Source organism: Micromonospora sp. NPDC049891 (assembly GCF_040660295.1).
Taxonomy (GTDB): Bacteria; Actinomycetota; Actinomycetes; order Mycobacteriales; family Micromonosporaceae; genus Micromonospora.
Genome location: NZ_JBFAML010000011.1, coordinates 17,918 through 37,823, shown reverse-complemented (window position 1 = coordinate 37,823; position 19,906 = coordinate 17,918). Strand labels below are relative to the sequence as shown.

The 19,906-nt window shown below is 73.3% G+C and carries 15 protein-coding genes and 2 pseudogenes; 8 read left to right on the top strand and 9 right to left on the bottom strand.

Annotation, left to right across the window (positions count from 1 at the left end):
* The first annotated feature begins 217 nt into the window (after nucleotides 1-217).
* From AB0I71_RS16370 to AB0I71_RS16360, 3 genes are all read left to right on the top strand, one after another.
* Complete coding sequence (locus tag AB0I71_RS16370; protein ID WP_357585318.1) at nucleotides 218-1,099, top strand: helix-hairpin-helix domain-containing protein; 882 nt, start codon at nucleotides 218-220, stop codon at nucleotides 1,097-1,099.
* A 74-nt stretch (nucleotides 1,100-1,173) separates the two neighbouring features.
* A complete protein-coding gene (locus AB0I71_RS16365; RefSeq protein ID WP_357585316.1) occupies nucleotides 1,174-2,508 on the top strand; it encodes a low temperature requirement protein A in 1,335 nt (444 codons plus the stop codon).
* Nucleotides 2,509-2,612: 104 nt separating this feature from the next.
* Entirely contained in the window at nucleotides 2,613-2,819 is a 207-nt protein-coding gene (locus AB0I71_RS16360; protein WP_093402652.1) for a hypothetical protein, read from the top strand.
* 64 nt (nucleotides 2,820-2,883) lie between these two features.
* Here AB0I71_RS16360 and AB0I71_RS16355 read toward each other — a convergent pair whose 3' ends face one another.
* From AB0I71_RS16355 to AB0I71_RS16335, 5 genes are all read right to left on the bottom strand, one after another.
* Entirely contained in the window at nucleotides 2,884-4,455 is a 1,572-nt protein-coding gene (locus AB0I71_RS16355; protein ID WP_357585314.1) for a hypothetical protein, read from the bottom strand.
* Nucleotides 4,456-4,645: 190 nt separating this feature from the next.
* On the bottom strand, nucleotides 4,646-6,736 hold the full coding sequence (locus AB0I71_RS16350; RefSeq protein ID WP_357585312.1) for an amino acid transporter: 2,091 nt from the start codon (nucleotides 6,734-6,736) through the stop codon (nucleotides 4,646-4,648).
* Nucleotides 6,737-6,863: 127 nt separating this feature from the next.
* Nucleotides 6,864-7,259 carry a hypothetical protein gene (locus tag AB0I71_RS16345; protein ID WP_357585310.1) on the bottom strand — a complete coding sequence of 132 codons (396 nt, stop codon included), beginning with the start codon at nucleotides 7,257-7,259 and terminating at the stop codon, nucleotides 6,864-6,866.
* A 316-nt stretch (nucleotides 7,260-7,575) separates the two neighbouring features.
* The gene (locus tag AB0I71_RS16340) at nucleotides 7,576-8,355 is read right to left on the bottom strand and encodes a DUF5995 family protein (protein WP_357585308.1); all 780 of its coding nucleotides are present in this window, start codon (nucleotides 8,353-8,355) and stop codon (nucleotides 7,576-7,578) included.
* 185 nt (nucleotides 8,356-8,540) lie between these two features.
* Nucleotides 8,541-11,414, bottom strand: a complete 2,874-nt coding sequence (locus AB0I71_RS16335) for an AAA family ATPase (RefSeq protein ID WP_357585306.1) — start codon at nucleotides 11,412-11,414, stop codon at nucleotides 8,541-8,543.
* On the opposite strand from AB0I71_RS16335, the pseudogene AB0I71_RS16330 reads away from it, so the two are divergent.
* A pseudogene (locus tag AB0I71_RS16330) lies at nucleotides 11,413-12,792 on the top strand (adenylate/guanylate cyclase domain-containing protein); the annotation flags it as partial. The gene AB0I71_RS16335 and the pseudogene AB0I71_RS16330 overlap by 2 nt on opposite strands.
* A 612-nt stretch (nucleotides 12,793-13,404) precedes the next feature.
* Here the strand turns inward: AB0I71_RS16330 and AB0I71_RS16325 are convergent.
* Nucleotides 13,405-13,971 (bottom strand): dienelactone hydrolase family protein, encoded by a 567-nt coding sequence (locus tag AB0I71_RS16325; protein WP_357585607.1) that lies wholly within the window; start codon nucleotides 13,969-13,971, stop codon nucleotides 13,405-13,407.
* A 217-nt stretch (nucleotides 13,972-14,188) separates the two neighbouring features.
* Nucleotides 14,189-14,551: pseudogene (paaI, locus tag AB0I71_RS16320) on the bottom strand (hydroxyphenylacetyl-CoA thioesterase PaaI); the annotation flags it as partial.
* 275 nt (nucleotides 14,552-14,826) lie between these two features.
* Between paaI and AB0I71_RS16315 the strand changes: the two are divergent.
* Together AB0I71_RS16315 and AB0I71_RS16310 are read left to right on the top strand one after the other, a co-directional pair.
* Entirely contained in the window at nucleotides 14,827-15,585 is a 759-nt protein-coding gene (locus AB0I71_RS16315; RefSeq protein ID WP_357585304.1) for a class I SAM-dependent methyltransferase, read from the top strand.
* Between the two features lie 122 nt (nucleotides 15,586-15,707).
* Nucleotides 15,708-16,415, top strand: coding sequence for an MBL fold metallo-hydrolase (locus AB0I71_RS16310; protein WP_357585302.1), 708 nt, complete (start codon nucleotides 15,708-15,710; stop codon nucleotides 16,413-16,415).
* Between the two features lie 20 nt (nucleotides 16,416-16,435).
* Here the strand turns inward: AB0I71_RS16310 and AB0I71_RS16305 are convergent, their stop codons facing one another.
* Nucleotides 16,436-16,771, bottom strand: coding sequence for a hypothetical protein (locus AB0I71_RS16305; RefSeq protein ID WP_357585605.1), 336 nt, complete (start codon nucleotides 16,769-16,771; stop codon nucleotides 16,436-16,438).
* A 99-nt stretch (nucleotides 16,772-16,870) separates the two neighbouring features.
* On the opposite strand from AB0I71_RS16305, the gene AB0I71_RS16300 reads away from it, so the two are divergent.
* A complete protein-coding gene (locus AB0I71_RS16300; RefSeq protein ID WP_357585300.1) occupies nucleotides 16,871-17,521 on the top strand; it encodes a hypothetical protein in 651 nt (216 codons plus the stop codon).
* Here AB0I71_RS16300 and AB0I71_RS16295 read toward each other — a convergent pair.
* Nucleotides 17,501-18,766 (bottom strand): MFS transporter, encoded by a 1,266-nt coding sequence (locus AB0I71_RS16295; RefSeq protein ID WP_357585298.1) that lies wholly within the window; start codon nucleotides 18,764-18,766, stop codon nucleotides 17,501-17,503. The genes AB0I71_RS16300 and AB0I71_RS16295 overlap by 21 nt on opposite strands.
* Nucleotides 18,767-18,920: 154 nt before the next feature.
* On the opposite strand from AB0I71_RS16295, the gene AB0I71_RS16290 reads away from it, so the two are divergent.
* Nucleotides 18,921-19,904, top strand: a complete 984-nt coding sequence (locus AB0I71_RS16290; protein ID WP_357585296.1) for a LacI family DNA-binding transcriptional regulator — start codon at nucleotides 18,921-18,923, stop codon at nucleotides 19,902-19,904.
* Nucleotides 19,905-19,906: the final 2 nt, after the last annotated feature.

The following is a 19,906-nucleotide window of genomic DNA, read 5'->3' as shown; positions in this document are numbered from 1 at the left end:
TCGCGGCCCCGGCACCGGAGATGGTGCCGGGGCCGCGGCGTGTCCACACCCGCGCCACGGCCACCCACCGTCCGTTCCGTACCGCACACCTGCCGTAGCCTCCGCGCGTCCCGTACGGACTGTTACCTGGCCTGCCTGTCGCCCCGGCCGCGCGTGTGCAAAGCTGCGGCGAGTTTTTCTCGCGACGATCCGGACGTGAACCTCAGGGAGGGTTACCGTGGGCGAGTCCTTCGGGAGCTGGCTGATACTGCTCGTGGCGCTGCTGGCAGGGCTGGCGGTGGGCTGGGTGCTGCTGCGCGGCCGGCGGACGGAACCGCCCACGTCGGCCGGTACGGCGAGTGACGCGACCGCTGAGGCGAGCGGATCGGCCCCGGCCGCCGTCGGGACCGAGCAGGCCACCGCCACGACTGAACCGACTACCGAATCCGCCTCCGCCGCACCCTCGGCAAGCGAAGCCACCGTTCCGGCGGCGACCGGGCCCGCTGAGACCGACGCCCCGGTCGTCACCGCCGAGACCGACGCCGCCCGGCCCTCGGCCACCGCCGAGTCGACCGCCGTCACCACCGGGGAGCCGGTGACCGACGAGCCCGCCGAGACGACGCGGCCCGCCGAGCCGCTCGCGGGCGATGGCGAAGCGACTTCCGTCCTCGACGGACCGACGGCGGACGCGACCGCGGAACCGCGCCCGGCGATCGCCACCCCGCCGGTGCGCCGGAAGACCGCCACCGAGCCCACGGTGGCCCCCACCGCAACCGATCCGGCCACCAGCGCGCCGGTGGACCCGATCGCGGCGGCCGAGCCGGCAACCACGGCCGAGCCGGTCGCAGCGGCCGAGCCGGTCACCGCCGCCGAGCCGGTCGCGGCGGCCGAGCCGGTCACCGCCGACGCCGACGACTTCCGGCGTATCCAGGGAGTCGGGCCGAAGATGGCGGCCGCGCTGCACGGCGCGGGCATCCGGACCTACCGGCAGCTGGCCGAGCTGGACGAGGCGGCGCTGCGGGAGACCATCAAGAACGCCGGGCTGCGCGCCACGGCCAGCCTGGTCACCTGGCCCCAGCAGGCGAAGGTGCTGGCCGCCCAGGCCGACAGCGACGCCTGACGACCCGCCGGGCCGCCGGTCGCGGAAACATCCTCGCGGATTCCGCACCGGCGGCCCCTGGGTACGCCATTCCGGTGACCGGCACCGTTCAGGGCACGATCCCGCCGGGGCGTGGTTACGGTCGGTACGCCGGCCGCGCGGCCACCGCGCCACCTCCCACCGTGGCGAAGCCGGCCCGTCGAACTGTCGCCGACTGCCGGGAGTCGTCCGTGCCGTTCGCCCAGCAAGAGCCCGGTAACCAACGGCGGCCCCCCACCCGCGGCCCGTCCACGCCCCGCCGGGTCACCCTGCTGGAGCTGTTCTTCGATCTGGTCTACGTCGTCGCGTTGGCGCTCATCTCGCGCGACCTGGCCCACGAGATCACCTGGTACCAGGCCGGACAGGCGCTGATCCTGCTCGCCGCCGTGTGGTGGACCTGGGTGCTCACCTCTCTCGTCACCGACCTGTACGACCCCGAACGCCCCGAGATCAAGGTACTGATCGCCACGGTGATGTTCGGCGTGCTGTTGATGGCCACCGCGATCCCCAAGGCGTTCGGTGACCGAGGGCTGATCTTCGCCGGCGCGTACGTGGCCATCCATCTCGGACGCGGTCTGATCCTCATCCCGACCGTGCGCGGCGACCGGATGATCCAGCGCCGGGCGGCTCGGGTCTTCTCCTGGTTCGCCGTCTCCGCGGTGCCGTGGATCGTCGGCGCGTTCGTCTCCGAGGACGCCCGGATGGCGCTGTGGCTGCTCGCCCTCGGCATCGACTACCTCGGGCTGCGGCTGGCCTACCCGGTGCCCGGGATCGGCACCGTGCCCGCCGCCCAACTGCGGGTGACCGCCGAACACCTCGCCGAGCGGTACCAGCAGTTCTACACGATCGCCCTGGGTGACACGATCCTGGTCACCGGCATTGCCTACAGCATGGAACACGCGCAGGCGGAGAACGGCGTCGGTTTCGTGCTGGCCTTCGCCACCACCCTGCTGCTGTGGCGGATCTACGTGCACCGGTCCGGGGAACTGCTGCCGCTGGCCATGAAGATCTCGACGGCACCGAACCGTTTCGTCAACACCGCGCCGTACAGCCATCTGCTGATGGTCGCCGGGGTGGTCACCACGGCGGCCGGCTTCGAGCTGGTGCTGCACGCCCTGCCCGCGCGTACCCCGCCCGCCTGGGCGGCGATCATCCTGGGCGGTCCGGCGCTGTTCCTGATCGGCCGGGCCTTCTTCGAACGCGAGGTGTTCAACCGGGTCTCGCCGTCGCGGCCGGGCGGCGTGCTGGCCCTGGTGACCGCGGCACCGGCGGTGCTGTTCCTGCCGCCACTCACCGCGTCGCTCGCCGCCTTGCTGGTGCTCGCCGGAGTGGCGCTGGCCGACCTCCGCCGCAGCCGTGGCCGGCCACCCGAGGCGCCCTCGCCGCCGTAGGCCGGCCAGGGACTGCGACACAGGGCCGGCCTCCGTTAGCCGCTCGACGCGTCTGGGTACAAGGCCCACACCTTGCAACCCACCCCCGAATCGTGGAGGAAGCCATGCGCGGCACGTCGATATTCGGAGTCCTCGTGGTGATCTGGCTCGTCATCGGCGCCATCGCCGCCGGCCAGCGCGGCTACTACAGCGACGAGGAAGCCAACTGTGCCGAGGTCGGCACGATCCTGGTCACCATCGCCGCCGGTCCGCTGAACTACGTCGGCGCCAACCCGAAGGTCGACTGCGAGCTGCCCCAGCCCTCTCAGTGAGCCGTGACGCACGACGAGGGCCCGTGCCGGCTTCGGACACGGGCCCTCGTCGTACCGGGGCTGTTCAGCGGAAGCAGTGCGCCACCGGCACCTTGCTTCCCTCGCAGTTGGTCGGATTGTTCTCCACGACGACGCTGTCGTCATCGATCTTGACCTGGGCCCGCTCGGCCTGGATACCGCCGGCCTTGAGAGTGGACTGGTTGCCGATCACGCGGCTGCGGTAGAGCGAGGTCGAGCCCGCCGTCACGAACAGCCCGGCCCCCTGCGAACGCTTGCCGACCGCCGCGTTGCCCTTGACGTCGCTGCCCCGCACGAGCAGGTTCGACCTCTCGGAGTGGATGCCGCCGCCGTTGCCACGCGTGGTGTTCCCGCTGACCACGCTGTCGTCGAGCGGCAGCAGGCCCTGGAAGGTGGAGATACCGCCGCCCTTGACGCTGGCGAGGTTGTCGCGGACCGTCAACTGCCGCAGCACCAGCACCGCGTCGGAGTTGGCCAGACCACCGCCGATGTCGGCACTGTTCTGCGCCACGAGCGTGTCGAAGACCTTGGTGCGGGCGGAGAAGCTGGCCAGGCCACCGCCCTGCCCGGCGTTGTTCTGCACGAAGGTGGAGGAGTAGACGTCACCCGCGGCCCGGAAGTTGGCCAGGCCACCGCCGTAGCTGACCGCGCTGTTGTGCCGGAACTCGGTGCGGTGCATGGTCATGACACCGCCGTTGAGCAGGCCCCCGCCCTTGCCCTGGGTGCCGGCCGCCCGGTTGCCGATCAGTTTGCTGTCGCTGATCTGGAGGTTGCCGTCGTTGAAGATGGCACCGCCGCCGCCCTCGGCCGACAGCGAGGTGCTGCCGACGACGGTGACCCCTTCGACGACCGCCGTGGCACCGTGCACGATGTGGATGCTGCCGCCTTCCGCCGCCGAGCGACCGTTGCGCAGGGTGACGTCCCGCAGGGTCAGCTCGCCGCCGTCACGGACGGTGAAGAAGCGGAAGTCAGGCGTGTTGACCCCCCTGACGATCGTCGCGCCGGAGCCCTCGATGGTGATCCCGTGGTAGATCACGGGCAGGCCGGCCTTGTCGTCGGCGGGGTTGCGCGGCGGTGCCTCGGCGTCGCCGGGGTTCTCGGCGGCGTCGGCGGCCTCCCGCGCGTCGCGGATGCCGCCGTCGTACTCGTCGGGCTGCTGGAACGCGTGGGTCAAGGTGTAGGTGCACTTCTCCGCCAGCCGCAGCGTGGCACCGCCCTCGGCGTTCGCCCAGACCAGCGCCGCGATGAGCCGGGCGGAGTCGCAGGGCACCGGCACCACCTTGCCGTCCGGTGAGCGCCCCTGGTGGCCGGCCGACCGGTCGCCCGCGTCCCCCGGCCTGTTCGGGGACGCGCCGGGATCGTGCCGCCACTCGGGTCGCTGCCGGTCCTTCCCCCGGCGGTGCGGTGTCTCGTCGACTCCGGGTACGTCGTGCTGATACATCGCGGCGGGCTGGCCCGGGTTCGGTGCCGCCGGGTCACGGTCGGCGGCCGAGGCGGTGACGGCGGACAGGCCCGCCGCCCCAGCCACCAGGCTGCCCGCCACCAGGCCACCGGCCAGCAACCACCGGGACCGCCGACCGGGTCGGGTCGACCCAGGGCTCCCTTGGTACGTGGACATCAGCGTTCCTGCCTCTCGTGCATGCGGAAACACGGCCGCACCGAATCGGGCGCGGGGTGGCTGACATCGCCTCAGCCACCAGAGGCCACCGTACGGCGACACATAGCGCAAATCAGGCATAAGTGAATGAGTAAGCCATTCGGCTTCACATCCACCCGGGGCCGCCGTCACCGGACAGCGGGGCGGTTACTCACCCCCCGACGTGGATGCCAGGGCGACGCGCGGGATCGGGTTCGGACTTGCGCAGAATCTCCCGCACCACCGGCGGAGTGTCCCCCCGGCCGAGGATGAGATAGCGCAGCAGGTGCGCGATCGGGTTCCCCTCCGACCACTCGAAGTGAGCGTGCGGGCGTACCCCGGTGGCGTCCCGCAGCGCCAGCAGGATGGCCGCGATGGCGTTGGGCGCCGCCGGGCTGCTGGCCCGCAGCACCCGGTAGCCGCCCACGTCGACGCCGCACACCCGCAACACGTGACGGAACCCGGAGGGATCCACCACGTCGATCTCCAGGAAGAGCACGTCGGTCGCCCCGGGGACCGGGTTCAGGCCGCGCTGTGCGCGCTCCTTGATGGTGTACTCCTTGACCGCCCCACTGTGCCGCTTGTTGGCGATCACGTGCAGTCGACCGTCGTGGGCCACCGAATCGGCGATGAACCGCCGCGCCGTCTCGTCGAACTCGACCCGCTCCGCGCGCAGTTCGGTGGTCCGGGTCACCCGGGACACCAGCGACACGGCGATGATGCCGAGAATGAACAGCCCGGAGATGGCGATCCCGTCCGGTTTCGCGATCACGTTCTCGACCAGGGCGTACAGCAGCACCAGGGTGAGCACCATGAAGCCGGCGGCGACACCGCGTTGCCGGCGACCGGCGGCGGCGATGGCCACCGCCACCGCCGCCGAGACCATCATCGCCAGGATCCCGGTGGCGTACGCGCCCGCCTGCGCGTCGACGTCGGCGCGGAACACGATGGTCAGCACGATGCAGACGAGCGTGTAGACGATCACCACCGGGCGCACCGCACGCGCCCACTCCGGCGCCATGCCGTACGAGGGCAAGTAGCGCGGCACGATGTTGATCAGCCCGGCCATCGCCGACGCACCGGCGAACCAGAGGATCAGCACGCTGCTCACGTCGTACGCGGTACCGAAGGCCTCACCCACCTGCTCGTGCGCGAGATACGCCAACGCTCGCCCGTTGGCGGCGCCGCCCGGGGCGAACGCCTCAGGTGGGATGAGCACCGCGGTGACGAAGGTGGTCGAGAGCAGGTAGACCGACATGATCAACGCGGCGGCGGTGAGCAATCGCCGGGTGTTACGGATCCGGGCGGCCAGCCGGGCCTGGGCGTCCGGCCCCTCCCCCGCCACCAGCGGCATCATGCTGACCCCGGTCTCGAACCCGGACAGGCCCAGCACCAGCAACGGGAACGCCAGCGCCGCGGTCAGCGCCACCTGGCCCGGCCCACCGCCCGTGGTCAACGCCGCCGTCCAGTCCGCCAGCGGACGGGGATCACCTGCCAGTTCGACAAGCGAGACGCCCACGATCACCGCGTTCAGCCCGAGGAAGGCGGCCACCAGCGGGACGGCCACCGCCACCGCCTCCCGGAAGCCGAGCAGGAACACCGCGCCGAGGATCAGCAGCAGGACCACTGTCACCCCGACCGCGACGCCGGTGCCGCCGAACGACTCCGGCAGGTACGGGTTCTGCAGCACGTGCACGGTGGCGTCGGCCGAGGAGAGGGTGATCGTGATGATCCACGACGTGGCGACGAAACCGAGCAGCACCAGCACGAATATCTTGCCGCGCCAGAACGGCAGCAGCCGCTCCAGCATCGCCACCGAGCCCTGGCCGTGCGGGCTGTCCCGGGCCACCCGGCGGTACATCGGCAACATTCCGAACAGGGTCAGCGCCACGATCAACAAGGTCGCCACAGGCGACAGCGCACCGGCCGCCAGGGCGGCGATGCCGGGCAGGTAGGACAGGGTGGAGAAGTAGTCGACGCCGGTCAGGCACATCACCCGCCACCAGGCGTGCGCCCGGGTCTGTCCCTCGGCGGTCTCCGGTCCGACCGGCTGCACCCGGTGGACGAACAACCACCGCCGCAGCCGGCTCTCCGGGGCCACCGGCCCGGCCGGGACGGCCACCCGCTCGGGTACGGTGACCGCCCGTCCCGCCCGTTCCCCCCTGCGCGTCGGATCCCGCGCGGCCCGCAGCGCCGGCTCCGGTGCTCCGGTTGCCGGGCGGCGGCGTTCCCGGCCTCGTCGCGCTCTCGTCCCGTCCCCCATGCCCCCGCCTCACAGTTGTCGAACAGGCCGTAGGTGGTGATCCGGCCGGAACCACCGCATCGCGGCGTTCGGAGCCAGACCGAGGCCGTCGCCCGCCCGGGCCACGGTCAGCCGGTCCGGTGCACCGTCAGCCGCCGTCCGGTTCGGTAAGTGCCCGGGCCAGCCCGGCGGGGTCGGCCACGGTGACCGTCATCCCGGGATGGCGCGGCCATCGGCCGGGAAGCAGGGCGGGCACCGGTCGCACGAATCGGACACAGAGCCCGGCGGCCGTGGTGGTGCCGAAGGTGACACCGGTGTCGGCGCCGGACAGGTGTGGGCCGATCACCCGCCACCAGCGGTAGGGGCCGCCGCTCTGCACACCCGCGACGTTCTGCCGCTCGGTACGCAGCTGCCACGGCCCGAACCGGACCAGCAACTGGGCGGAGTCGACCCGCACCCAGGCGCTGCCGGGCCGGACACCGATCAACGCCAGCGGTCGGCGGAACCGTGGCTCGAAGCGGAACTCGAAATCCTGGGCGGTCATCCCCGGGCTCCCCGACCGGCGCGGTCTCCCGGGCGCGCGGGGCGGGGTGGGGAGGCGGGGCGCGGTCGCGGCCGGGCGGCAGGACGGCGCCGGGACACAGCGGTCATGGTCGCGGCGTACCCCGCAGGGGCCGGCCGACACCCCCCGGGCCGGCCGGCCCCTGTTTCCCCGTGGTCCCCGTGTCCCCCCGTGGTCCCCCCGTGGTCCCCCTGGTCCCCGTATGCCCTCCTGGCCACCTCCGGACGTTGCCGTCCGGTCGGGTCGGATGTCCCCGCGCCCCTCAGGTGGGCGGGGGCGCGGGGACCCCCCGTCCCGGCTACTGCAGAAACGCCCCGAGGGGCGACAGCAGCAACCGACCGAGCGCGGCGGCGGTGTCGTCGAGCCGCCTGCGCTCGCGCTCATGCTGGTGCGGGTCGTGCCGGCACCGCCAGACCCGCTGCGCGTTGCGCCAGGCGACATCGCGCGTGTAACCGATCAGTTCGCCCTGGTACCAGTCGTCGATGTCGCCGTTGAGCATGTCGATGAGCAGTTGCCACTGCTCCAGGTAGCCCCGGCGCAGGCCGGGGATCTTGTCGGCGAAGATCTTGTTGATCTCCAGGTAGTCACGGTGCTGGTCGCTGCCGTCGACCGGCTCGGACTCCAGGTGGTCGAACGTGGTGACCAACGCGAACGGCAGGTCGAAGTTGATGTGCGCGTTGACGCCGGCCGCCGCCGAGGGCAGCGGTCGGGCGTCCGGCCCGCGCATCCGCTCGAACAGGCACGCCCAGGCCCGGGGCGTACTCGGGCTGGAGTCGCTCCACATCCGCAACGCGTCGAAGTAGCGGGCCGCGAACTCGACGTCCAACCGGGACAGGAAGACCGGGTCGACGAATCGGTCGGCGTACAGCCCGTCCAACACGCTGGAGGTGATGGTGAGGTACAGCTTGTTGAAGTCGGCCAACGGGCAGCTGTCCAGCAGCGGAGGCAGCCGGACCAGCATGTCCTGAAGCTTGGTCAGATGGTCGACGACGGCGGGCACGTCGGTCGGGTGATCGGCCAGCAGGTCGACGATGTCCCGGTGCACCGGCCCCCACACCAGGTCATCACACCCACTCATGCCGACCCCCCGCACCGCCGCGTGCCGGCATGGCGCACCACAGCGCTGAACCTGATGATCCGCTCGCTGCGCTCGCTCATGTCCCCTCCAGGCTGCTCGCCGGCGTCGTCGTGCCCGTTGCGACGCCGGACCCAGCCTTTCAGGCGTCCGCTGCGCGGACATCAGTAGAACGACGTATCCGAAACCTACGCTCGACTACGCAGGAAGATGGCGCTCGCCTGGACCCGGGTACGTACCTGGAGCTTGTCGAAGATGTGCGAGACGTGGACGCCGATGGTCCGCTCGCTGATGAACAGCCGCTGGCCGATCTCCTTGTTGGTCAACCCCTCGGCCACGGCGGCCAGCACCTCACGCTCCCGGGCGGTGAGTGCGGCGAGTTCCTCGCCGCCCGACTCGTCCGGCGTGGCCGCGCCGACCGCGCCGCGTTCCTCAAGCGCGACCCGGGCCCGCCCGGCGAGTGTCCGGATCTCGTCGGTCAACGGCACCGCGCCCAGCGACTGCGCCATCTGGTAGGCGTGGCGCAGCAGCTTCCCGGCGGTGGCGGCCTTACGCCGGCTGGCCAGTAACGCCTCGGCCTGCCGCAGTCGCGAGTACGCCGCCGGGTACGGGTGGTTGCGGTGGTCCCACTCCGCCGCCGCCCGCGCCCACAGCTCCGGATCCGCTCCGTCGAGTCGGCTCACCTCGGCGGCGCACAACGCCAGGTACCCGTCGATCACGTAGCGCACCGGCCGGGCCGCCCGCTCGCTGCGCGCCGCCACCCGGTCGGCGATCCCGCGCAGCCGGCGTACCGCGTTGTCATCGACGGCGACGGTACGGCTGGCGTGGGCCTCCGCCTCGGCGCGCAGCCCGTGCCAGACCAGCACCGCGAGGATGACCAGGTCGTCCGAGCGGGTCTCGGTCAGACCCCGCTGCACGGCGTGCCGCGCGACGTCGTGCCGCCCCTGCCACATGGCCAGCCCGGCCCGCAGGGTGAGCAGCGGAATGACGTGCCGGGCGCCGCCGCCGGCCAGGATGGTCGCCACCGCGTCCAGATCCCGGTCGGCCGCCTCGACGTCGCCGTAGCCGACCGACAGCCGGCAGCGGGCCAGCAGCAACTCGACGGCGTCCGCGCCGGAGGGGCGGTGCCGCAGTGCCGAGGCGACCACCTTCTCCGCCTCGGCCCACTGCCCCACCCGGAACAGTCCGTTCGTGGCGATGGCCAGCAGCCGGGTCTCGTAGGAACGACCCAGCCCCAGCTCGGCGACCCGCTCGGCACCCCGGCGGGCGACCACCACCCCCTCCTCGAGGATGTTCAGCGGCCCGGTCAGCAACTCGGCCAGGTGCAGGTAGGCCAATGCGACGTCCTCCGGACGACCGGCCCGCTCGGCCGTGGCCAGCGCCCGCCGCAGCACCGCCAGGCCCGCGTCCGGATCCTGGCGGTACGCCTCGGAGAAGCCGAGCGCGGCACTTGCCAGCACCACCTCGGTGGTCGCCCCGTCCACCTGCTCGGCCAGGGCCAGCGCCTCCCGCGCCCGCTGGCCCGCCTCGGCGTACCGGCCGAGTTGCAGCAGCAACTCCGCCAGCCGCGCGGCGGCGGTGGCCCGCTGCCCGGGGGTGCAGTCGGCGACGGCGAGCGCCTGCTCGTACTCCACCTCGGCCAGCGCCGAACGGCCGGCGGCGGCCAGATAACGGGCCCGCCGGATGTGCAGCTCACAGGCCGGAAGGTCGGTGTCGGCGCTGGCCAGTTCCTCCAGCAGGGCCAGGGCGCGGGCGTACTCACCACAGTGGTGGGCCGCCTCGGCCGCCCGCCCGAGCAGCGTGGCCCGGTCGACACCGGGCAGCCCCTCGGCCGACTGCACCGCCACCGACCAGTGCCGATGCGCCTCGGCATAGCCGTACAGCCGCTCCGCCTCCTCGGCGGCGGCCACCGCCGCGGGCAGCGCCCGCTCCGGCTCACCGGCCAGCCGCCAGTGGTGGGCCAACCGGGCCTGGTGCAACTCGGCCGGTGCCGAGGTCAACGCCTCGGCGTAGCGGCGGTGCAACGCCGCCCGCTCGGCGGGAAGCAGCTCGTCCTCAAGCACCTCGGCGACGAGCCGGTGGCGTAGCCGGTAGCCGTCGTCGGAGCCGACAAGCAGCCGATGGGACACCGCCGCCCGGACCGCGTCGAGCAGCTCGTGCTCCGGGATCCCGACCACCCGGGCGAGCAGCCAGTGCTCCACCGGTTCGACTCCGGCGGCGACCGCGTGCACGGCCCGGTGGGCTGGCCGGGGCAGCGCGTCCACCCGGGCCAGGAAGACCTCGCGGAGGGTGTCGGAGAGCCCGTCGCGACCGTCGCGCAGCTCCCGGGAGAGTTCCTCGACCACGAACGGGTTGCCGCCGCTGCGCTGCCACAGTCGCTCCGCCGCCTCGGGCGTCAGCGGTCGACGCATCACGGCGGCGGCCAGCTCCTCGGTGCCGGCGCGATCCAGCGGGGCCAGATCGAGCACCCGCACCGAACGCAGCCGGCGCAGCTCGGTGAGCACCCGACGCAACGGATGCGCGCCCTGCAACGACTCCGACCGCACCGCCGCCAGCACCGACAGTTGCAGGTCACCGAGGCCGGCAAGGAGATAGAGCAGGAGTTGGCGGGTCGTCCGGTCGACCCACTGGAGGTCGTCCAGGACCAGCACCAGCGGGCGGCCACCGGCTATCACATTCAGCCCGCGGGACACCCGCTCCAGCAACGCGCCCGCGCCGTCCGGGCCGGCCCGGTCCTCGGCGAACACCCCGAGCAGGGCGCGGACCGACGCCGCGGCGGGCGGAGCGAGGTCGGCGTCGAGGCGGCGCAGCGCCTGGCGCAGCGGGTGCAGTGGCGAGGCGTCGCCGATGTCCAGACAGGACCCGGTGAGCACCAGCGCGCCCGCGTCGCCCAACCGGTCGCCGACCTCGCGCAGCAGCCGGGTCTTGCCCACGCCACTCTCACCGGTCAGGAACACCGCCGCCGTGTGTCCCGGCGTCACGTCGTCGAGCAGCGCGGAGCGTACCGTCGCCACCAGGGCGTCCCGACCCACGAGCGGTGTGGTGTCCACGTCGCTGGCCATGGCTCGCAGCCTAGTCACAGGTTCCGTCCGCGTTCTACAGGTGCCTCGCGTCAGTCCTACTCATCGCGTCGACATTGCGACCAAAGGTTGCGTCCGGCCGACATACGTCGTTCTGCCGATCCGCCGTCAGACCAGCGGTGACAGGCTCCGGACATCGTCGGCACGCACGGGGGGAGAGGCAGGTGCGATCTCCATGCCCAGTTCTGTTGTCGCTGGTCCGGTAGCCGTCGGGCGGGTGCGTTGGCCCGTGGCGGAGGAACGGCGGACCGTCACGGTCCTCTTCGTCGACATCGTCGGGTCGACCCGGTTGGTGGACCGGCTCGACCCGGAGGACGTCCGCGCCCTGCAACGGGCCTACTTCGGCACCGTCGCCCGGGTGCTGCGACGGTGGAACGGCGCGGTGGAGAAGTACGTCGGCGACGCCGTGATGGCGCTGTTCGGCGCGCGCCGCGCTGACGGGTGGGACGCGTACCGGGCGGTGCGCGCCGGGCTGGAGATCCAGCGGGCGCTGGACCGCCGGCCGCTGGCCCCGGCACCGGGGCTGCGGGTCCGGGTCGGCGTCGCCACCGGTGAGGCCGTGGTCGACCTCGCGGTCCGCCACGACGGCGGGCACGGTGTGGCCAGCGGCGCGGTCATCACCCTGGCCGCCCGGCTTCAGGAGCACGCCCCGCCCGGCGGGGTGGCGCTCTGCCCGGCCACCCACCGGGCCGTCGTCGGGCTGATCGCGCAGCGCCCGGTCCCCGCGGTGCCGGTGACCGGCAAGGCACTGCCGGTCGACGTCTGGCACGCCACCGGCACAGAGCGACTCCGACCACCGCGGCACGACGGCCCCCTGCTCGGTCGCCGACGGGAGTTGGCCGTCGCCCGGGAGCACCTCGCCGAGGCGGTACGCGGGCGCGGCGAACGCCGGGTGCTGCTCCTCGGTCCGCCCGGCAGCGGGCGCAGCCGTCTGCTGCGGGAACTGGTCCGGACCACGCCCACCCTGGACGGGGTTCCGGTGCGTTGGTGCCCGGCGGCCTGCCCGCCCTACCCGGAGGGGCCACTGGAGCCCGCCGCGGACCTGGTCCGCGCAGTGGCCCGGGCGCGCGCCAGCGACGACCCCGAGACGGTGCGCCGCCGGCTCGCCGCCACCCTGACCGGTCTGGTGCCGACCGACCGGCTGACGCCCGCCCTGGACACAGTGGACGACCTGCTCGGGGTGGCCGCCGAACCGGTTCAGGCCCGCGCGGTGACCTTTTGGTGCGAGGTGCTGCTGAGCCTGGCGCGGCGGCAACCGGTGGTGGTCACCGTCGACGACCTCGACCGTGCCGCACCAGCGCTACGTCGCCAGCTGGCCGCCCTCGTCGATCTGGCCGACGAGCGTGGCCTGCCGCTGGTGCTGGTCGCGACCGGCGGCCAGGAGCTGGACGTGCCCGGTCCACGGGTGGCCCGGCTGCGCCTGTCACCGCTCGACTCGATCACCACCGGCCGGCTGCTGCGCCGGTTGCTGCGCCGGTCCGGCCGACCGACCGGGTTGGCGGCCCGGTTGATCCCCCTGACCGGTGGCAATCCCGGGCGGGCGGTCGCCTACGTACGCACCCTCACCGAGGTCGACCCCGGACAGCTGCCCGTGCCGGAGTCCGTCCGGCGGATCGTCGAGGCCCGGCTGGACCGTCTCGACGGCGCTGCGCGCGCGGTCCTGATGGCCGCCGCGCTCGCGCCGGGCCGCACCGTGGCGGAGCTGGCCGATGTCCTTGACTGGCCGCGGGCCCGGGCGGCGGCGGAGCTGGACACCCTGACCGGCGACGGCCTGCTGGTCCCCCTGCCGGCCGGCGGTTACGACGTCGCCGATCCGGTGGTGGGGCAGGTCGCCTGTGCCCGGCTGCCCCGAGCGGTGCGAGCCGTCCTCAGCCGGCGGGTCGACCGCGCCACCTCGGCGGCCGAGGCGTCCCCGAACCGGGTGGTGCCGGCGCGGCGGTCCTGCGCCGGAGCACCCCGGTCGACCGCCGGATCAACGGTTGTCCAGGAAGGCCAGGACCCGGTCCCAGGTCAGCTCGGCAGCGACCGGGTCGTGGTCGGCAACTGTCGGGTCGGTGAAGAGGTGCCCCGCCCCGGGATACCGGTGCACCACGAGATCCGCGCCGGCCGCGGTCATCTCCCGCTGCCACGTGTCGACCTCGTCGGGCGGGTCGTAGGCGTCCGGATCGGCCAGGTGCAGGTGAACCCGGAGGCCGGGACGGACGGCCGCCGGGGAGCCGCCGGTGCCGTGCAGCAGCAGCAGACCGGCGGTGTCGGGCCGTTCGGCCAGCAGCGCACCAGCCACCCCGGCGCCCATCGAGAACCCGGCGAGCACGGTGTCGGGTGGCAGCCCGTCGAGTGCCGCGCGGGCCCGGTCGAGAACCGTCTGCTCACCGACCCGCGCCAGCAGGGCGAAACCCTCCGCCACGGAGTCGACGGCGGGCACGCCGTACAGGTCGGGCGAGTGCACCCGGTGGCCGGCGGCGCGCAGCCGGTCGGCGGCCGCCAGTACCGCCGGCCGCAGCCCGTACACGGAGTGGAAGAGCACGACGTGTCCCATCGGGACATCCTGCCCGACGCTCGCGCCGACCACGGATCGGCGCGCACGGGATCCGTCCCGGGCGGCCGGACCGACCGCGCCCGTCGACATCCGAGGCGTAGGCCGCCGACGCGGGCCGGCTGGATCAGCGGTGCCAGGTCCCGGGTCAGCGTCCCTGGCCGGCTGTTGGTGCGCCGTCCCGCTCCCCCGGTCCGCCGTCGGGCGCAGGCATCGGGCGCAGGGTCCGGCTCTGTCCGCGGAACTCCGCGACCACCTCCCCGTCCTCCCGGCTCACGGTGACGTCGTAGATGCCGCTGCGGCCGTACCGGGTGCGTTCGCTGGCCCGAGCGACGAGCAGGTCGCCCTGCCGGGCCGGGCGGACGAAGGTGATGTCTGCTCCGGCGGCGACGGTGGCCGGACCGTGGCTGTTGCAGGCCAGCGCGAACGCGGTGTCGGCAAGCAGGAACACGAACCCGCCGTGCGCGATGCGGTGGCCGTTGACCATGCCGTCGGTGATCCGCATCCGGGCCACTGCGCTGCCGTCGGCGGCGCTCACCAGCTCGATGCCGAGCCGATTGGAGGCCACGTCGGCGTCGAACATCTCGTGCGCGGCGGTGCGCTGGGGGTCCACCTTGCTTCCAGTCCGTTCCGGCCGGGCACCTCGCCCTCGCCACGGACATCATGGCACCGCCGGTCTGCGGGCGTAGGCGCAGGTTCGTCACGGGTGAGCCGGCGGGTGCCGGTCGAGGCGCAACCGGGTCGGACCGGCTGCCCGGTCCGACCCGATCCGATCATCGCTTCGCCATTCTCTCGTAGTTGCAAAAGGTTGGCAACAAGGCTGGACACGCGGGCGGCACAGTAACTAGCGTGCTCGTCATGAGTCCTTACATCAGCAATGTCTCCGCCTGGCAGGAGAGTTGGGACCGCCAGCAGGAGGCGTACCTGCCGGACCGCGAGCACCGGTTCGCCGCCATGCTCGACGCGGTCGACGCCGTCCGCGAGACCACCCCGCCTCGGCTGCTCGACCTGGCCGGCGGCACCGGCACCATCTCACTGCGTGCCCTGCGGCGGTTCCCCGACGCCGAGGTCACCCTGGTCGACCTCGACCCCGCACTGCTCGCCCTCGCCACCGCCTCCCTCGACGACCGGGCCACGATCGTTCCCGCCGACCTGAGCCGGCCGGACTGGGTCGCGGCCCTGCCACACCGGCGCTACGACGCCGTGCTCACCGCCACCGCGCTGCACTGGCTGCCCGCGGACCGGCTGGCCACCCTCTACGCGGAGATCCGCGAGGTGCTCCGGCCGGGCGGTCTGTTCGTCAACGCCGACCACATGCCCGACGACGGCCTGCCCGAGTTGACCAAGCGGCTGCTCGCCCGCGCCGGGGAACACCGGGCGGCCAGGTACGCCGCCGGTGCCGTCCTGTCCTGGTCGCAGTGGTGGCAACAGGCCGAGCAGGACCCGACACTGGCTCCGCTGGTGCGGCAACGTCACGCCATCTACCCGTCGGGACACAGCCCGGAATGGAACCCTCCGGCCTCCTGGCACCTCACCGCCCTCAACGACGCCGGATTCACCGAGGTCGGCACCCTCTGGCGCGGCGCCGCCGACGCCGCAGTCGTCGCCGTCCACTGACCCCAGCCCTCGCGATCATGCAGTTGTGGTCGTTGATTCGTCCACTAATGCCTGGCCTGTCCAGTGCCAGAACTGCATGATCGCCGAGGCCGGGGGCGGCGAGCGGGGGCTAGGGTGCGGTGGTGGTTCAGCTTGAACATCTCGCCGGGCGGGTGTGGCTCTGCCCGGGTGATCCCGATCCGGAGTGGGTGCAGGCCGGCGTCGCGGTGATCGCCGACGAGCGGGGCAGCGTGCTGGTGGACGCGGGGCAGAGCCCGTCGCACGCCCGCGAGATCCAGGCCGCGTTGCGCGCCGCCGGTCTACCGGCGCCCCGCTGGCTGGTCTACACCCACCACCACTGGGACCACGTCTGGGGCGCCTGCGCGTGGCCGGACGTGGAGATAGTCGGGCACGTCAGCGGCGCGGACCTGCTACGCGCCGAGGCGACCCGGCCGTGGAGCGTCCGGTACCTACGCGAGGAGATTCGGCGCAACCGCCGGCTCGGGCCGAGCTTCCGGGCCCGCGCGCTCGCCGTCGACTCCTGGGACGAGCTGCGGGTGCTGCCGCCCACCCGCGTCTTCACCGACGAGGTGGAGCTGCCCACCGGCGTGCTGGTGCGCCATGTCGGCGGTCGGCACGCCCCGGACTCGACAGTCGTGGTGGTACCCGATTCGGGGGTCATGCTGCTCGGTGACAGCTGGTACCCGCCGCCGGCGCACCTGCGCACGCCTACCGACGAACCGGATCTCGCGCTGGTCGGCCGACTGCTCGACGACGACATCGGCTGGTACGTCTCCAGCCACAGCCCGCCGCTGACCCTCGACGAGGCCCGGGCGTCGATCGCCCGCTGAGCGGGACGACCCGGGCCGGCTCAGCGGACGCGGCGTTCCGGATGGGCCCGGTTCCAGGCCCGCATCCGATCCGGGTACCCGACCTTCGTGGCCTCGTAGAGCGGGATGGCGTGCTTGCGGGCCAGGGCGCCGGCGGCGCGCGGCGTGCCGGTGCGGCGGCGGATCCACTCGCCGTCGTGGGCGATGGCCATCACCGTGGTGTCGGTGGCTGTGGTTTCCGGTTCCAGGTAGAACTCCACCCCCTGCCGGCTGGTGGCGAACTGCTCCAGCGCGGCGAGGTCCTCGGGGGTGCCCTCGCGGTCGAGTTTCGTCGGGGTGCCCTGCGCGGCTCGTGACCGCCGGCTGAACCAGCCCATGCCCGGCTCCTCTCCTCGGCGTGACTCCCAGTGCAGCACCGTCACCTGGCAGATCCCTGTGAGCCGGGTGAGAATCCCCCGGCACGGTATGCTGCCGCGATGATCCACTTGGCGGTACGGGAGAACGCCGCCTGGTGCGACCTCGTCTGCGGCACGCACGGCCGGCCCGGCGTACGGGACGCCGATGCCTGGTCGGTACCGCGCCGCTCGCCGCCGTTCCACCCGGATGCGGTGACCCTGCGGCCCGGCCTCGGTGCGGACCTGCTGCGGCGGATCGACGCCGGGCCGGGGGCGTCGGTCAAGGACAGCTACGCCGACCTGGACCTCGCCGGGCACGGCTTCGACGTGCTGTTCGAGGCGCAGTGGCTGCACCGCCCGCCCGGCGGTCCGGCCGGTCACGAGACCCTGGTGCCGGTCACCACGGTCGGCGACCTGACCGCGTGGGCGCACGCCCACGGTGGCGGTTCGATCTTCCGTCCCGGCCTGCTCGCCGACCCCCGGGTGCGGATCCTCGGCCTGGCGGACGGCCACGGCGGCTGGTCCGGCGGAGCGGTGCTGCACGACGACGGTGAGGTGGTGGGCGTCAGCAACGTCTTCGCCCGCGACACCGCACCGGAGCGGGTGTGGGCCGGGGTGTGCACGGCCGGCGCGGGTCGGCATCTCGTCGGCTACGAGCAGGATGCCGACCTCGCGCCAGCACGACGCCACGGATTCCGGACCATCGGCCCGCTACGCGTCTGGCTCCGCTGAGCCCACCCGCGCCGGCGCCCCCGTGCCGCCGGCGGCGGGCGGGCGGGCCGCGGGGACCAGCAGGAGAGTCGGCAGCAGCAGCAGCGGTACGACCAGCAGCGCCCGCAGCGTGCCCACCTGGTCGCCGAGCAGGCCCAGCAGCGGCGGCCCGGCCAGGAACGCCGTGTAGCCGATCACCGCGACCACGCTGACCCGTACGTGCGCGTGCTCCTCCTCGTCGGCGGCGGCGCTCATCCCCACCGGGAAGCCGAGTGAGGCACCGATCCCCCACAGCGCGACGCCGACCACCGCGACCGGACCGGAGCCGGCGAGCACTGCCAGGCCAGCGCCGACGACGGCGAGCAGGATGGTCGTGGTCAGCACCGGTCCCCGCCCCCAGCGGTCCAGGGCCACCGTGCCGACGGTACGGCCCAGCGTCATGCCCACCACGAAGACGCCGAAGACCGCCGCGCCGGCCGCCTCACTGAAGCCGTACCCGTCGATGAAGGCCACCGCGAGCCAGTCGTTGGCGCTGCCCTCGGCGAAAGCCGCCGCCAGCACCAGCAGGCCGATAAGCAGGGTGCGGGGCTCCCGCCAGGCGGCCAGCAGCCGACTGCGACGCCCGGCCGGGGTGCCGGCCGCCGCCGGCTCGGCCGGCAGGAACGCGCGCGCCCCGAGCAGTGTGCCGCCGAGCACCACCGCGGCCAGCACAGCGAGGTGCGCGGCAACCGGGACACCCAGTCGGGCGGCTCCCGCGCCGAGGCCGGCGCCGGCCACCGAGCCGAGGCTCCAGGCGGCGTGGAAGCGCGGCATCACGGTCCATCCGAGCCGCCGTTCGACCGCCGCACCCTCGATGTTCATCGCGACGTCGCAACTGCCGGAGCCGTAGCCGAGCGCGAACAGACCCAGCGCCACCCCGGGTAGCCAGGCGGCGACGCCGGCCGAGACCCCGGCGATGGTCAGCCCGAGCGCGACGAGCAGGGTGGACAGCGCCACCGCCCGGGCCGCGCCCAGGCGTTGGGTGACCAGGCCGGCGGTGGGCATGGCGAGGATCGCCCCGAGCGACATGGCGAGCAGGAGCAGGCCGAGACGACCCGGGGTGAGGCCGAGTCCGTCGCGGATCGCCGGCACCCTGGCGAACCAGGTGGCGACGGCCAGTCCGTTGAGCGCGAACACGACAGCCACACCGTTGCGGGCGGCCAGTACGGCTCGGGACGGGCCGGGACTGGCCGGCGGTGTGACAGGGGTGGTGACGGCGGGGTCCACGTACGTTCCGGTCCTCTCCTCAGGTGCTACGACGATCACACACCTGGGAGCGCTACCACCACAATCCACGTCCGGTCCTTACCAGCGGCCGTCGCGGGCGGCATGATGCTGATGGGGCCCCACGCGGGCGACACGGACAACGGGGAGAACGTTCATGACGACGGCAGCACGCCGCGCAGCCACCCTGGACGACGTGGCCCGGGCCGCCGGGGTGTCCCGCTCGACGGCGTCGCGGGTCCTCGCGGGCAACGGCTTCGCGTCACCGACCGCTCGCGAGCGGGTACGCACCGCCGTGAGCCTGCTCGGCTACGTGCCGAATGCGGCGGCCCGGGCTCTGGTGCACGGTTCCGGCGTACGGCTGCTGGTGGCGGTGGCGGGCACCGGCCCGGCCGTCCTCGACGACCCCTACGTCGACCAGGCGGTCGGCGCGGTGGCCCGGGCCTGCGCGCCGCACGGTCTGGGCGTCGCGGTGCAGTGGGTGCCGTTGGGCGCACCGGAACGCCTGACCCGGTTGACCGACGACCGGGGCGTGGCGGGCCTGGTGCTGCTCAACACGACCACCGCCCTGCTGGATCTGGTGCCCCGGCGGCTGAGCGGCCGGACCGTGTCGATCGGGATCGGTTCGGCCACGGTGCCGTCGGTGGACATCGACAACGGTGGCGGCACCTCGGCGATCGTCCGTCATCTGTACGAAGCTGGGCGTCGACGGATCGCCATGGTGACCGGTCCCCGCTGGCTGGCCTGCGCGAACCGCTCGGTGCGGGCGTACCGGAGGCTGCTGCACGACGCCGGCCTGCCGGCTCGGGAGGTGGTCGGTGACTTCAGCGCGGCCCGCGGCCACGCCGCCGCCCGGGAGGTGCTGCGACGCTGGCCGGACACCGACGCGATCGTCGGGATCAGTGACGCGACCGCTTTGGGGGTGATCGGCCGGCTGCGGGCCGACGGCGTCCGGGTGCCCGAGGATGTCGCGGTGACCGGATTCGACGACATCCCGCTCGCCGCGACGGTGGCGCTGACCACGGCCAGCCACCCGGTACGGCAGATCATCAACACGGCCGCGACGATGGTGCTGGAGGAACGCGCCGCGCCGGCGACGACCGTCTTCCCGTCGACGCTGGTGCTGCGCGAGAGCGCCTGAGT